The sequence below is a fragment of the Sphingobium sp. BS19 genome (assembly GCF_027925545.1).
GTDB lineage: Bacteria > Pseudomonadota > Alphaproteobacteria > Sphingomonadales > Sphingomonadaceae > Sphingobium.
In genome coordinates, this window is sequence record NZ_BSEF01000006.1 from 36,223 (window position 1) to 50,663 (window position 14,441).

Consider the following 14,441-nt stretch of genomic DNA (forward strand, 5'->3'; position numbering starts at 1 on the left):
CTCCCACCCACGCGACACGATCTGCGTTCGGGAGAAGGATCCCCGCCTTCGCGGGGATGACGACGGGACAATATCAAAGACTCATTCCTCCAGGAGAGTGACATGACAACGATCCAACTCGATACCGATGCAGACGGCATCGCCACCCTGACCATCGACGTTCCCGGCCAGTCGATGAACGTGATCGGCCCGGACTTCATCGCCGATCTGTCGGCGGCCATCGACCGCATCAAAAGCGAAGACGCGATCAAGGGCGCAGTCATCTGTTCGGGCAAGGCCAGCGGTTTCATGGGCGGCATGGACCTTAAGAACATGCAATCGATGCTTCCTGAGGGCAGCGAAGGCAACATGACCGCGCTGTTCGAAAAGACATTCGTGCTGAACGATCTGTTCCGGCGGCTGGAAACCTGCGGCAAGCCGATTGCCTGCGCCATCGAAGGCACATGTGTCGGCGGCGGTTTCGAGCTGGCGCTGGCGTGCCATCGCCGGATCGTGGCGGACGACAGCAAGGTGCAGCTTGGCCTGCCCGAAATTCTCGTCGGATTGTTCCCCGGCGGCGGCGGCAGCCAGCGTTTCCCGCGCATTACCGGCGTACAGACGGCGCTGATGTATATCCTGCAGGGCAAATTGTTCCGCCCGCAGGAAGCACTGGGCCTTAAGGTAGTGGACGAACTCGTCCCCTCTGGTAATACGGTGGCGGCCGCCAAAACTTGGTTGAAGGCCAATCCGGCCGCCAGTGTTCAGCCATGGGATCAGAAAGGTTACCGTTTTCCCGGGGGCGCTGGCGGCTTTAATCCCGCTTTCGTGCAGACTTTCATCGGCGCAACTGCGATGACGATGAAGCAGACGCAGCGCAACCTGAACGGTCCGCTGGCGCTGCTGTCCGCCGTATATGAAGGCGCGACGCTGCCGATGGACCGCGCGATTCGCGTGGAAAGCAAATATTTCGCCAAGGTCATCGCCGATCCGCAGGCGCGCAACATGGTCCGCACGCTTTTCGTCAGCAAGCAGGCCGCCGAGCGCGGCGCGCGTCGTCCCAAGGATCTGCCCAAGGCACCGACCAAGAAACTGGCGATGCTGGGCGCCGGCATGATGGGCGCAGGCGTGGCGACGGTGTCCGCGCAGGCGGGGATCGACGTGGTGCTGCTCGACCGCGATCAGGCCTATGCCGAAAAGGGCAAGGAACATGCACGCGGCGTCCTGTCCAAGCGGCTGGGCAAAGGCATGACGCCGGAGAAGCTGGAAGCCACCCTCGCCCGCATTACGCCCACCACCGATTTCGCGATGCTGGAAGGCTGCGATTTCGTGATCGAAGCGGTGTTCGAGGATACGGCGATCAAGGCCGAAGTGACGAAGAAGGTCGAGGCAGTGCTGGGCGCGGACACCATCTTTGGCTCCAACACCTCGACATTGCCGATCACGGGCCTGGCCCATGCGTGGAGCAAGCCGGAGAATTTCATCGGTGTGCATTTCTTCTCGCCGGTCGAGAAGATGCCGCTGGTCGAAATCATCGTCGGCGAGAAGACCGGGCCGGAAGCGATCGCCAAGGCGCTGGATTATGTGGCGCAGATCAAGAAGACGCCCATCGTCGTCAACGATTCGCGGGGCTTCTACACCTCGCGTTGCTTCGGCACCTATGTGCAGGAAGGCGCGGAATTGCTGGCCGAGGGTGTTGGCGCGCCGCTGATCGAGAATGTCGGCAAGCAGCTTGGTATGCCGGTGGGTCCGCTCGCCGTGTCGGACGAAGTGTCGATCGAGCTGGGTTACAAGGTCATGACGGCAGCGAAGAAGGAACTGGGCGATGCCTATGTCCATAGCGCCGCCGACGATGTGATGACGAAGATGGTCGAAATGGACCGGATGGGTCGCAAGAACGCCAAGGGTTATTATGATTATCCCGAAGGCGGCAAGAAAGCCTTGTGGCCGGGTCTGGCAGAGACATTCCCGCTCGCCGCAGAGCAGCCCTCGCCCGCAGCGGTGCGTGAGCGGTTGCTGTATCGGCAGTTGATCGAGTGCGCGCGCTGCTTTGCCGAAGGCGTGCTGGAAACGCCCGAGGACGGCGACATCGGCGCGATCTTCGGATGGGGCTTTGCGCCGTGGACCGGCGGGCCGTTCAGCCACATGGATACGGTGGGCTTGGCCAAGGTCGTCGAAACGCTGGATGCCTTGACAGCTAAGCACGGGCCGCGCTTTGCGCCGACTGCGCAGATGCGCGAGATGGCCGCTAGCGGCGCGACATTCTACCCGAAGGTGGAAGCGAAGAAAGCGGCTTAATCCCTCTCTAACCGTTGCCATGCCATGTCCGCGTGCCTATCGCCGCGGACATGGCATGGAGTGACGAAATGACGGACAAGCCCACAGTTTTGGTGACCGGCGGCGCAGGCTATATCGGCAGCCATGCCGTGCTGGCGTTGCGCGATGCGGGGTGGCCGGTTGCAGTCATCGACAATCTGGTGACGGGTTTCCGCTGGGCCGTGCCGGACGATGTGCCCTTTACCCAGGGCGATATCGAGGATCAGCCGCTGGTCGAAGCGTTGCTGCGTGAGCAGAATATCGGCGCGATCATGCATTTTGCCGGGTCGGTCGTGGTGCCGGAATCGGTGTTCGATCCGCTGAAATATTATCACAACAACACCGTCAAAAGCCGCGCGCTCATCGAAAGCGCCGTGCGGTGCGGTGTGCCGCATTTCATCTTCTCCTCCACCGCCGCGACATATGGCACGCCGGAAGAAAGCCCCGTGCGGGAGGACACGCCGCAGCGGCCGATCAATCCCTATGGCATGTCGAAGCTGATGACCGAGGCGATGCTAACCGATGTCGTTGCCGCGCATCCGATGAATTATTGCGCGCTACGGTACTTCAACGTGGCAGGCGCCGATCCGCGCGCGCGGACGGGCCAGTCGACGGCAGGTGCGACGCATCTGATCAAGGTCGCGGTCGAGGCGGCATTGGGCAAGCGCGACCATGTGAGCATCTTCGGCACGGACTTCGAAACGCCCGATGGTACGGGCGTGCGCGATTATATCCACGTCAGCGATCTGGCGGCGGCGCATGTGCTGGCGCTGGAAGCGTTGCGGGCCGACCCCAAGGCGAGCCATCGGCTGAACTGCGGCTATGGCAAGGGCTTTTCGGTGATGGAAGTGCTCGATGCCGTGGACCGGGCGACCAACCTCAAGATCGACCGCAGGATGGAGGGCCGCCGCGCGGGCGATCCTGCTGCGCTGATTTCCGACAACAGCGCCATCCTCGCGCGCTTCCCGTGGAAGCCGCAGCATGCCGATCTGGATCAGATCGTGACGCATGCCTTGGCGTGGGAGCGCAAGCTGAGCGAGCGTGAGAGCGCGGGTTAGAATTTCATCGTCATTGCGATGGTTGCGACTGATGGGAACGCCAAGACTGTAGGTTCCTGCCACTGCAATTTGCTATTAGAGCGAAGTCATCGCCCCAAGTTCCGGCTATTTATCGCCCTGCGGAGGGACACGAACCGGGTCCGGCGCGCCTTCCCAGCCGCCGCCCAGCGCCTTGAACAAGGCCACCTGCGCCTCGGCGCGTGCAGCTTGCGCATCGGCGAGTGCAGCGCGGGCGTCGGCGCGGCTACGTTGGGCATCCAGCAACTGCAGGAAGCTGTCCGCGCCGGAGCCGAAGCGTTTCTCGGCAATGAAGGCGGCACTGTCGCTGGCCTTCATGGCGCGCGACAGCGATGCTTCGCGGTCGATGGCGCCTTTCAGCCGGGCGAGGGCCTGTTCGGTTTCCTTTAGTGCCGTCAGAACGGCCTTGTCGAACGAGGCGAGCGATCCTTCGGCAGTCGCCTTGCTCTGACGGACGCGGGCGCGGGCTGCGCCGCTGAACGGGAAATTCCAGCTTATCAGCGGCCCGATGGAATAGCCGAACGAGTCCGATGTGCCGATATCGCTGGGTTTCAGACCTGTGCTCGACAGGCCACCCAATATGGAGATCGAAGGATAGAGCGAGGCTGTCGCCACACCTATGCGCGCAGTATCGGCGGCCAGTTGCCGCTCGGCCTGACGGACGTCCGGGCGGCGGGCGAGCATCGCCTGACCGTCGCCAATCGCAATCGGCTTACGCACCTGAGGGGGCGTGACGCAGGCCGCAGCGTCAGTGTCGAACGACGATGGCGGATCGCCGGTCAGCACCGCCAGCGCATAGAGCGAGGCGCGCCGTTCCGCTTCGAAACTGGCCGCTTGCGCGCGGGCCTGTTCGACCAGAACAACCGACTGATCGACGTCGCGCTGGGTATTGCGACCGCCGGACAGCAGCCGCTGTGTCAGCGTGAGCGTCTTTTCCTGTAGCGCCACGGTTTCACGCGCGACTTGCGCCTGTGCGCCGGTGGAGCAGGCATTGGCGTAGGTGAGTGCGGTTTCCGCCGCGATGGACACGCGCGCTGCATCCAGCCCGGCAGCAGCCACTTCGATCTCGCCGCGCGAAGCCTCGATAGAGCGTCGCACGCCGCCGAAGAGATCCAGTTCGTAATTGGCGTCGAAGCCGAGCTTGAAACTGTCCTGCGTGAAGCCGGTCAGCCCCTGCCCGAAGTTCACGACGCTGCGTGACCGCGTATATTGGCCGGATGTCGTCGTCGTCGGCAAGGTGGCGGCGCGCGCTTCGGACAACGCACCGCGCGCCCGGCGCAAGTTCGCCGCAGCGATGCGGACGTCGGTATTATGTTCCAGCGCGCGAATGACGAGGCGGTCCAGCACCGGATCGTCGAACAGGTGCCACCACTGGCTTTCGACCGGAGCGGACGTGACTGCAGTGTTGGTCGCTGTCTCGATCAGGCTTGTCTGCGCGGGGGGCAACGGCGCGGGCGTTTTATAGTTGGGGCCAACGGCGCAGGCGGACAGCGCCAGCAGCGCGAGAGTGGAGGTCAACGTCTTCATGCGCCTGCCTCCCCCGGCTCGACATGCGGCGCAACGGGCTTTTTGCGACGGGCGGCGAACCATGCCGATGTCTTTTCCCCCAGCATCCGGCTGATGACATAGAAGGCCGGCGTGAACATCAGGCCGAATATGGTGACGCCGAGCATCCCGAAGAACACCGCGATGCCCAGTGCCTGCCGCATTTCGGCGCCCGGCCCGCTGGCCAGGACCAGAGGCAGCACGCCCAGAATGAACGCGATGGACGTCATCAGGATCGGACGGAGACGCTGATGCGCCGCCTGTTCCGCGGCAGCGCGCGGGTCCAGCCCTTCATCTTCGCCTTGCCGCGCAAATTCGACGATGAGGATGGCATTCTTGGCCGCGAGGCCGATCAGCACCACCAGCCCGATCTGCGTCAGGATGTTGTTATCCCCGCCCATCAGGTTCACGCCAAGAATGGCCGCAAGCAGACACATCGGCACGATCAGAATGACGGCGAGCGGCAGCACGAGGCTTTCATATTGGGCCGCGAGCAGCAGGAACACGAACACCACCGCCAGACCGAAGGCAATGATGCCGGTGTTGCCTGCCTGCTTCTGTTCGAAGGCGATTTCGGTCCATTCGTAGGAGAAGCCGGGAGGCAGTATCTTGGCAGCAAGCTGTTCCATGCTGGCGAGCGACTGGCCGCTGGAATAGCCGCGCACAGTATCCCCCTGAAGTTCCGCAGCCGGATACAGGTTGTAACGGACGACACGATAAGGCCCGCTGTCGTTCCGCAAGGTCATGACAGCGTCCAGAGGCACCATCGCACCGCTGGCCGAGCGCGTTTTCAACCGACCCACATCGTCGGCATCGTCGCGATACGGCGCATCGGCGGAGGCCGTGACGCGGAACGTCCGCCCCAGATAGTTGAAGTCGTTGACGTAGGAGGAGCCGAGATACGTGCCGAGCGTCGCGAAGATATTCTCGACCGGAACACCCATCTGTTCCGCTCTTTGCCGGTCGATGTCGGCAAAGAGGCGTGGCGTACGCGTGTTGAAAGTCGTGAAGACCGATGTCAGACCGGGCGTCTGGTTGGCCGCCATCATCATGCCGAAGGCGGCACCTTCAAGCGCCTTGTACCCGGCTCCACCGCGATCCTCGATCATCATCTTGAAACCGCCGCCGGTGCCAAGCCCGCGAATCGGCGGAGGGGCAATGAAGAACACGCTGCCCGAAGTGATATTGGAAACGGAGCCCATCAGTTCCTTGGTAATCTCATCGGCCGATTTGCGGTCGGCATGCGGCTTCAGGCGCACGAACATGGTGCCGCCGCTGGGCGAATTGGTGAAGGTCGCGCCATCGAAGCCGGAAAAGGCAATGCTGCCCGACACGCCTTCGTTTCTGCTTGTGATCCCAACCAGTTGTCTGACCGTTTCATCGGTACGCTGAAGGGCAGTGCCGGGGGGCATCTGCACCACACCGATCAGATAGCCCTGGTCCTGCGCCGGAACGAAACCGGAGGGTGTTTGCATGAAGCGCCAGCCGGCCAGTGCCAGCAGCAGAGCATAGGCCACGCCGACAATCACGAGCATGCGCAAGGCTTTGGCCGTGATGCGACCGTAGCGCGCACTCAGTTTCTCGAAACCACGGTTGAAGCCGTTGGCAAAACGGCTTGGGTAGCCGCGCCAGCCCGTCGGGGTATCGTGATTCGTCTTGGGCTTGAGGATCAGCGCACCCAGGGCAGGCGAAAGGGTGAGCGACACGAACGCCGAAATGGCGGTCGCGCCGACGATGGTGAGCGCGAATTGCTTATAGAATGCGCCCGAAATGCCCGGAATGAACGCCGTGGGAATGAAGACGCCGCACAGAACGAGCGCAATCGCAATCAACGCGCCCGACACTTCGTCCATCGTCTTGTGCGCAGCCTGAACAGGCGACAAGCCTTCTTCATGCATCAGGCGTTCGATATTCTCGACCACGACAATGGCATCGTCGACGACGATCCCGATGGCGAGCACCAGCCCGAACAGCGAGAGGTTGTTGAGCGAGAAACCGAACAGCGCCATCATCGCGAAGCTGCCGATCAGCGACACGGGAATGGCGATGATCGGAATGATTGCCGCCCGCCAGCTTTGCAGGAAGAGCAGCACGACGATGCTGACCAGCACGATGGCTTCGATCAGGGTGTGCTGGACCGCTTCGATCGATGCCGTGATATATTCGGTCGGGTTATAGGGGATCGAATAGGACAGACCGGGCGGGAACGTCTTTGCCAGCGATTCCATTTCCGCTTTTACGGCATCGGCCGTCTGCAGCGCGTTGGAGCCGGGAAGTTGCGTTATCGGAAAGGCGATGCCCGATTTGCCGTCGAGATAGCCCTCGGTCCCATAATCGAGAGCGCCCAGTTCGATACGGGCGACATCGGCAAGACGTGTGAGGCGCCCTTGTTGGTCGCGTTTGACGATGATCTGCCCGAATTCGTCGGGCGATGTCAGACGCCCCTGCGCCTGAATGTTAAGCTGAAACGCCGTACCGCTCTGGTTGAACGGGGGCTCTCCGACGGAACCCGCAGCGACCTGCGTATTCTGGGCACGAATGGCATTGGTGATTTCGTCGACGGTCAGGTTACGGACCGACGCGCGTTCCGGATCGATCCATATGCGCATGTTGTAATCGCGCGCGCCAAAAGCGAGCACGCCGCCCACACCGGGAATACGCGCGATACGGTCCTTAACCTGCAACGTCGCGTAGTTGGATATATACTGGCTCGACAAGCTGCCATCCGGCGACGAGAGCACCATGACCAACAGCAAATCGGGTGAGTTCTTGCGTACGGTCACGCCGATCTGACGCACCTGTTCCGGCAAGCGCGGTTCCGCCGATGACACGCGATTCTGCACCAGCACCTGCGCCTGATCGACATCGGTGCCCTGTTTGAAGGTAACGGTCACTGCCACCTGACCGGAGGCAGTGGACGAGGAGGACATATAAATCATGTCCTCGACCCCGTTGATCGATTCCTCCAGCGGCGCGGCAACGGTCTCTGCCAGAGTTTCGGCAGAAGCCCCCGGGAACGTCGCGTTTACAACAACGGTGGGGGGCGCGATTTCAGGATATTGCCCGACCGGCAAGGTGGGATAGGCGATGACCCCCATGATGATGATGAGGATCGACATGACCGCCGCGAAGATCGGGCGGTCTATGAAAAAATGGGGCAAACGCATTAGCGCGCCGCCCCGGAAGCCGGAGCCTTTTTATCCTGGGACGCCTGGGAAGGCTGTGCGGCGTTGGGCGCAGGCGGGGCAGCAGGACGAGAATCCTGCGCGTCGGCGCGCGGGGCGATGGTGCCTTTGCGCGTCTTTACCGGCATCCCCGGCTGAAGGCGCGCGAGGCCGTCGATGACGATCTGCTCATTCGGCTTCAATCCGCTGCGGACGACCCGGAGCCCCTCGACCATCGGTCCGGTTTCGACCGGGCGCGGTACAGTCTTGCCATCCTTGCCGACCAGATAGACCAGCTTGCGCGTCTGATCGGTCAGGATCGCTTCGTCGGGCACCAGCATGGCGCGATAGGTGCCCGAGCCGAGCAGCCGCGCCCGACCGAACATGCCGGGGACGAGGAAGCCGTTCGGATTCTGGATTTCCGCATGGGCGCGAATCGTGCCTGAATTGGTGTCGATGGCATTGTCGACGAAGATCATGCGGCCCCGCCATTTGTACCCGCTCTCATCGGCAAGCTGGACCTCGACCGGATTGGCGGCATAGCGCGACGAGGCCCGTTCGCCCTTCGCGGCCTGACGGATATATTTGAGATAGAGGCTTTCGGCCCCTTCGAAACTGAACCAGATCGGATTCACGGTGACCACCGTGGTCAGCAGCGTTTGTCCCGATGTGACATAGTCGCCGATCGCAACCCGCTTGTCCGACACGCGACCGGTTATCGGCGATCGCACCGAGGTAAATTCGACATCCAGAGCGCGCGCCTGCACCGCGGCACGGGCAGCGGTCACATCCGCATCGGCGGAGCGGAGCGTCGCCAGCTTCGTTTCATATTCTTCCTGGCTTACAGCCTGAAACTTGCGGAGCTCTTCGGCGCGTTTCAGTTCGGTGCGCGCGTTGGCCTGCGCCGCTTGCGCCCGCACGACTTGCGCACGTGCCTGCTCAAGCTGGGCGCGATAGGGGCGCGGATCGATCTGGAACAGCAGGTGCCCTTTGCTGACCTCAACGCCTGCACGGAACCCGATCTGAGTGATCTGGCCGGATACACGGGGCAGCACCTGCACATCTTCGACCGCTTCGAATCGGCCGACATAATCGTCCCAATCGGTTACGTCCCGTGCCAGCGGCGTGGCCAAGGTGACAGTCGGCGGTGGCGGAGCCTGTGGCGGTTTGGCGCCGCAAGCAGCGAGCACCGCGATCAGGGGAAGGGCGACGGAAGCGGAGAGGAAATAGCGCATGGGTGCTATTTGCTGCAACGCAAGATGAATTTCAAGTCGCAACTGAAATTGGTTCGCAAGAAAAGTTGCGCGATATTGTTGATGTGCATCAGTTGCCCCGGAAAACTGGTTCGACCGATAGTCCATGCAGCCAGACCCAACGCCCCGTTCGGTCAGCCCACGCCGGTCACGCTGCTATATTGCCGGTATATTTCAATTTGCCGTCAGTTTTCAATGGCCATCGAACGCCATGATGGCGTGGGTCGCGACGCCACTGGCGTTCAAAGCTGCGATCCCGCCGAGTTCCGGCAAGTCGATGGCGAACAGCGCCAGTGCGACGAGGGCATTCTGGTCGCGCAGCAGTTGTGTCGCCGCGAGCGCCGTGCCGCCCGTGGCGATCAGATCGTCGACGAGCAGGACACGTGCATGGGCGGGTATCTGCCCTTCGTGCAGTTCCAGCCGGTCGGTGCCATATTCGAGGGCATAGTCGATGCCGACCGTGCGTCCGGGGAGCTTGCCCGGCTTTCGCACGGCCACGAACCCGGTACCCAGCGCCGCAGCCACGGTAGCGCCCAGAATGAAGCCACGGGCCTCGATGCCGACGACATAGTCGATGGCATGGGGACGGGCGACGTCGCTCATCACGTCCACGAGGGCGCGAAACCCCCTCGGATCGGCGAGCAAGGTCGTAATATCGCGAAACTGGATGCCGGGTTTTGGAAAGTCGGGGACAGTGCGCACCAAGGCCTTGAGATCGTGCAACATCATGGAGTCTTCACCTTAGCCCTTCGCCAAAAAAAGAGGCACGGCGCCTGAACGGTGCCGTGCCTCTTCATGCTATCCTCGGCCAGACGGCAGTGCCGTCGCAGCCATTCCTCAATGCTTCTTGTCTGCCCAGATGTTCCGGTAGGACATATATGCCAGACCCGTTGCGATCAGCAGGAAGAACACCACGGCCAGACCGGCACTGCGGCGATTTTCCAGCTTGGGTTCTGCCGTCCAGGTCAGGAATGCAGCAACGTCCTGCGACATCTGATCGACCGTGGCCTTTGTGCCGTCGCCATAAGTCACCTGACCGTCGGCCACCAACGGAGGTGCCATCGCCAGGTTGAGGTTGGCGAAATACGGGTTGTAATGCAGGCCTTCGGGCGTCTTGGAGTCCGGGAACTTCTTGAGCAGGGCAGCCGGCTGTGCCTGGAACCCGGTCAGCAGCGAATAGACATAGGCGCTGCCTTCATGGCGGGCCTTCGTCATCAGCGACAAATCGGGCGGGATGGCGTTGTTGTTCGCTGCGGCAGCCGCGACGTTGTTCGCAAACGGCTTGGGGAAGTGATCGGCCGGAACCGGATCGCGCGACGACATTTCACCGGTGGCGGGATCGACGTCAGGCGTCTTGATCGCCCACTGCTTGGCAATCGCCTTCACTTCCGCTTCGTTGTAGCCGATCTGCTGCAGGTCGCGGAATGCGACGAACTTCAGACTGTGGCAGGCCGAGCAGACTTCCTTGAAGACCTGAAAGCCGCGCTGAAGCTGCTGACGGTCATAATGGCCGAGCGCGCCGTTGAAGGAGAATTCCACTTCCTTGGGATGGAGATGAAATTCCTTTTCCGCAGTCGCGGCTGGCGGATCGCCAAGATAGGCGACTGCACCGGACCCGAAGGAATACAGCAACATCAGCGTGAAAAACGCACCGATCGCAATGAGAGCTGGGCGAAGCATGTTCTGATATTCCCCTTATTCGGCCGGGACTGCGGAGGGTGCGAGACCCTGCGAACCGGTAACGCTTTCACCATGCTTTGCGAGCACCGCTTCGGTGATCGAATTGGGCAACGGCAGCGGCTTTTCAAAATAGGCGATGGCCGGAAGAATGATGAGGAAGTGCGCGAAGTAATAGGCTGCGGCGAACTGGCTCAGCATCACATAGGGCTCTTCCGCCGGGGCACCGCCGCAATATCCCAGAATGAGAACGCAGGGGATCAAGCCGAACCAGAAGAACTTCTTGAACATCGGGCGATAGTTGCCCGACCGCACCGGCGAGTTATCCAGCCAGGGCAGGAAGAACAGCAGCAGGATCGATGCGAACATCGCCAACACACCCAGCAGCTTTGCCGGCACGAAGAAGAAGTCGAAGGTGAAGGCACGCAGGATGGCGTAGAACGGCCAGAAATACCATTCCGGCACGATGTGCGCAGGCGTCGAAAGCGGGTTCGCTTCGATATAGTTGTCCGGATGGCCCAGGAAGTTCGGCGCGAAGAACAGCAACGCGGTGAACAGGATCATGAACACGCCCAGTCCGAAACCGTCCTTCGCCGTGTAATAAGGGTGGAACGGGACAGTGTCCTGCGGTCCCTTCACATCGACGCCGGTCGGGTTGTTCGAACCGGGGATATGCAGCGCCCAGATATGCAGGATGATGACGCCTGCAATGACGAAGGGCAGCAGATAGTGGAGCGAGAAGAAGCGGTTGAGCGCAGCGTTACCGGGGGCGAAACCACCCAGCAGCCAGGTCTGGATCGGTTCGCCGACGAGCGGAATGGCGCCGAACAGGCCGGTAATGACCTTCGCACCCCAATAGCTCATCTGACCCCAGGGCAGGACGTAGCCCATGAACGCGGTGGCCATCATCAGCAGGAAGATGACGAGACCGAGGAGCCACACCATTTCGCGGGGCGCCTTGTACGATCCGTAGAAGAGGCCGCGGAAGATGTGGAGATAGACCACGATGAAGAAGAAGCTCGCGCCATTGGCGTGTGCGTAGCGGATCATCCAGCCTGCATTGACGTCGCGCATGATGTGCTCGGTCGTGCCGAAGGCGACCAGCTCGTTAGCGGCATAATGCATGCCCAGAACGATACCGGTTACGATCTGAATCATCAGGGCGACGCCCGAAAGCACGCCGAAGTTCCAGAAATAGTTGAGGTTGCGCGGCACCGGATAGCCGGCACCGACAGCACTGTAGACCAGGCGAGGAAGCGGCAAGCGCTCATCGATCCACTTCATCAGTGGCGCCTTGGGGGTGTAATGCTCTGCCCAGGGGAAACTCATGGTTCTTTTCCTCAGCCTACGAGAATTGCGGTGTCGGACGTATAGCTATACTCCGGAACCATCAGGTTTTTGGGTGCGGGGCCCTTGCGAATGCGGGCAGCCGTGTCGTAGCTCGAACCGTGGCAGGGGCAGAAATAGCCGCCATACTCACCCTTGTTCTCACCTTCACCGGCGCCCAGCGGCACACAACCCAGATGGGTGCAGACCCCCATGGTGACGAGCCACTGCTTCTTGCCATCGACCGTGCGTTCTTCCAGCGTCTGCGGATCGCGCAGCGTCGATGCGTCGACGGCATCGGCCTTCGCGATTTCTTCCGGCGTCAGGTGACGGACGAACAGCGGCTGCGCGCGGAACGTCGTCTTGATCGCCATGCCCGGCTGAATACCGGACAGATCGACTTCGGTCGAAGCCTGCGCCAGCACGTCCGCGCTGGGGTTCATCTGATTCACCAGCGGCAATACGACAGCGACCGCACCTACGCCCGCGAAACTGACCGCCGCGATGTTGATGAAGTCGCGGCGGCGCACACCTTCACCCGCCTGCGGCACCGCCGTTTCGATGTGCTCAACCGTCGCCATGCACTAACATCCTTGCAAATTATGGCCCCTGCCCACGCCTTGCTTGATCACACAGAGCAATCAAGAGAATCGAAGGGACACGCACACGCATAATCCCGCCCATTCCCGGCGCGGTTCGCGGGCCTGATAGCGTCCAAACATCGCATTTGCCAACAGGCAATTTCATGATGGCTGTTACATTCCGCAGGACTGCGATAACGAGCCTGCATGCGTATTGCCCTTTACCAGCCGGAGATCGCCGGAAATGTCGGCGCGATCCTTCGGCTTTCCGCCTGTTTCGGCGTTCCTGTCGACATCGTCATGCCCTGCGGATTCGCCTTTTCCGATGCCAAACTGAAGCGGGCGGCGATGGATTACGGACGATCCGCCGATGTGACGAAACATGCCAGCTTCGACGATTTTGCCGAAGCCTGCCGCGCGAACGGACGGCGGATCATGCTGATGTCCAGCCATGCCGCGACCCGCCTGCCGCAAGTCAGCTTCGCCCCCGACGACGTGCTGTTGATGGGATCGGAAAGCGCCGGCGTGCCGGACATAGTGCGCGATAGCGTCGACGCGCGCATCCGAATTCCCATGGCACCGGGATTTCGGTCCTTGAATATTGCGGTGTCGGCAGGCATCGCATTGAGTGAAGCGTTGAGGCAGACGGGGCAGTATCCGGAATGAGTGAAACGACAGCATTGATGTTGGACGCACAGCAGCAGGCCGCGCGTACCTGGTTCGAATCCCTGCGCAACCGGATTTGCGCCGAGTTCGAAAGCATCGAGCGAGAGGCAGGCAGCGACGCCGCCTTCGAATATACCGCATGGGACCGGGAAGCAGACGGCCTTGCCCCCGGCGAAGGCGGCGGCGGCGTGCGTGGCGTGATGAAAGGCAAGGTGTTCGAGAAGGTCGGCGTCAATGTCTCGACCGTTGGCGGTGCCTTCGCGCCCGAGTTCGCCAAGTCGATTCACGGCGCAGGCGACAATCCGCAGTTTTTCGCGACGGGCATCAGCCTGGTCGCGCATATGACCAACCCGCATGTGCCCGCCGTGCATATGAATACGCGGTTTCTGGTGACGACGAAGCGGTGGTTCGGGGGTGGCGCGGACCTTAATCCGCCGTTGCCCTATGCCGAGGATACCGAGCAGTTTCATGCCGTCTTCAAGGATGCCTGCGACGCCCACGATCCGGCGCTTTATCCCGAGTTCAAGAAATGGGCCGATGACTATTTCTATATCCCGCATCGCGGCGTGCATCGCGGGGTCGGGGGCATTTTCTACGATCATCGCGATGGCGACTTCGATGCGAATTTCGCGCTGACGCAGTCCGTGGGCGATGCCTTTCTAAAAGCGTACCCGCCCATCGTACGCAAGCGGATGGACATGCCCTTTACGCCAGCCGATGAGCATCAGATGCTGGAATGGCGCGGACGCTATGCGGAGTTCAATCTGGTGCACGACCGTGGGACGCTCTTTGGCCTCAAGACTGGCGGCAATATCGACGCGATCCTGATGAGCCTGCCGCCGCGCGCCACCTGGAGCTGAA

At 61.6% G+C, this 14,441-nt stretch carries 11 protein-coding genes; 4 read left to right on the plus strand and 7 right to left on the minus strand.

The features are described from left to right. Window positions 1-102: 102 nt before the first annotated feature. The gene (locus QMG56_RS07895; protein ID WP_281822031.1) at window positions 103-2,274 is read left to right on the plus strand and encodes a 3-hydroxyacyl-CoA dehydrogenase NAD-binding domain-containing protein; all 2,172 of its coding nucleotides are present in this window, start codon (window positions 103-105) and stop codon (window positions 2,272-2,274) included. A gap of 68 nt (window positions 2,275-2,342) precedes the next feature. After that, entirely contained in the window at window positions 2,343-3,350 is a 1,008-nt protein-coding gene (gene galE / locus QMG56_RS07900) for a UDP-glucose 4-epimerase GalE (RefSeq protein WP_281822033.1), read from the plus strand. A gap of 105 nt (window positions 3,351-3,455) precedes the next feature. Here galE and QMG56_RS07905 read toward each other — a convergent pair whose 3' ends face one another. The 7 genes from QMG56_RS07905 to petA form a co-directional block, all read right to left on the minus strand. Next, window positions 3,456-4,895 (minus strand): efflux transporter outer membrane subunit, encoded by a 1,440-nt coding sequence (locus QMG56_RS07905; protein ID WP_281822035.1) that lies wholly within the window; start codon window positions 4,893-4,895, stop codon window positions 3,456-3,458. Further along, the gene (locus tag QMG56_RS07910) at window positions 4,892-8,080 is read right to left on the minus strand and encodes an efflux RND transporter permease subunit (RefSeq protein ID WP_281822037.1); all 3,189 of its coding nucleotides are present in this window, start codon (window positions 8,078-8,080) and stop codon (window positions 4,892-4,894) included. Before QMG56_RS07910 ends, QMG56_RS07905 begins: the two co-directional genes overlap by 4 nt. After that, complete coding sequence (locus QMG56_RS07915; RefSeq protein ID WP_230187018.1) at window positions 8,080-9,312, minus strand: efflux RND transporter periplasmic adaptor subunit; 1,233 nt, start codon at window positions 9,310-9,312, stop codon at window positions 8,080-8,082. Before QMG56_RS07915 ends, QMG56_RS07910 begins: the two co-directional genes overlap by 1 nt. A gap of 210 nt (window positions 9,313-9,522) precedes the next feature. Then, the gene (locus tag QMG56_RS07920) at window positions 9,523-10,059 is read right to left on the minus strand and encodes an adenine phosphoribosyltransferase (protein WP_281822040.1); all 537 of its coding nucleotides are present in this window, start codon (window positions 10,057-10,059) and stop codon (window positions 9,523-9,525) included. Between the two features lie 108 nt (window positions 10,060-10,167). Then, the gene (locus QMG56_RS07925; RefSeq protein ID WP_230187016.1) at window positions 10,168-11,010 is read right to left on the minus strand and encodes a cytochrome c1; all 843 of its coding nucleotides are present in this window, start codon (window positions 11,008-11,010) and stop codon (window positions 10,168-10,170) included. A 15-nt stretch (window positions 11,011-11,025) separates the two neighbouring features. Then, the gene (locus QMG56_RS07930) at window positions 11,026-12,336 is read right to left on the minus strand and encodes a cytochrome b/b6 (RefSeq protein ID WP_230187015.1); all 1,311 of its coding nucleotides are present in this window, start codon (window positions 12,334-12,336) and stop codon (window positions 11,026-11,028) included. A gap of 11 nt (window positions 12,337-12,347) precedes the next feature. Beyond that, window positions 12,348-12,914: a ubiquinol-cytochrome c reductase iron-sulfur subunit gene (gene petA, locus QMG56_RS07935; protein ID WP_230187014.1), complete on the minus strand. Its 567-nt coding sequence runs from the start codon at window positions 12,912-12,914 to the stop codon at window positions 12,348-12,350. Window positions 12,915-13,121: 207 nt separating this feature from the next. On the opposite strand from petA, the gene QMG56_RS07940 reads away from it, so the two are divergent. Both QMG56_RS07940 and hemF read left to right on the plus strand, forming a co-directional pair. After that, window positions 13,122-13,580 (plus strand): tRNA (cytidine(34)-2'-O)-methyltransferase, encoded by a 459-nt coding sequence (locus QMG56_RS07940; protein ID WP_230187013.1) that lies wholly within the window; start codon window positions 13,122-13,124, stop codon window positions 13,578-13,580. Beyond that, on the plus strand, window positions 13,577-14,440 hold the full coding sequence (gene hemF, locus QMG56_RS07945; protein ID WP_281822042.1) for an oxygen-dependent coproporphyrinogen oxidase: 864 nt from the start codon (window positions 13,577-13,579) through the stop codon (window positions 14,438-14,440). Before QMG56_RS07940 ends, hemF begins: the two co-directional genes overlap by 4 nt. Window position 14,441: the final 1 nt, after the last annotated feature.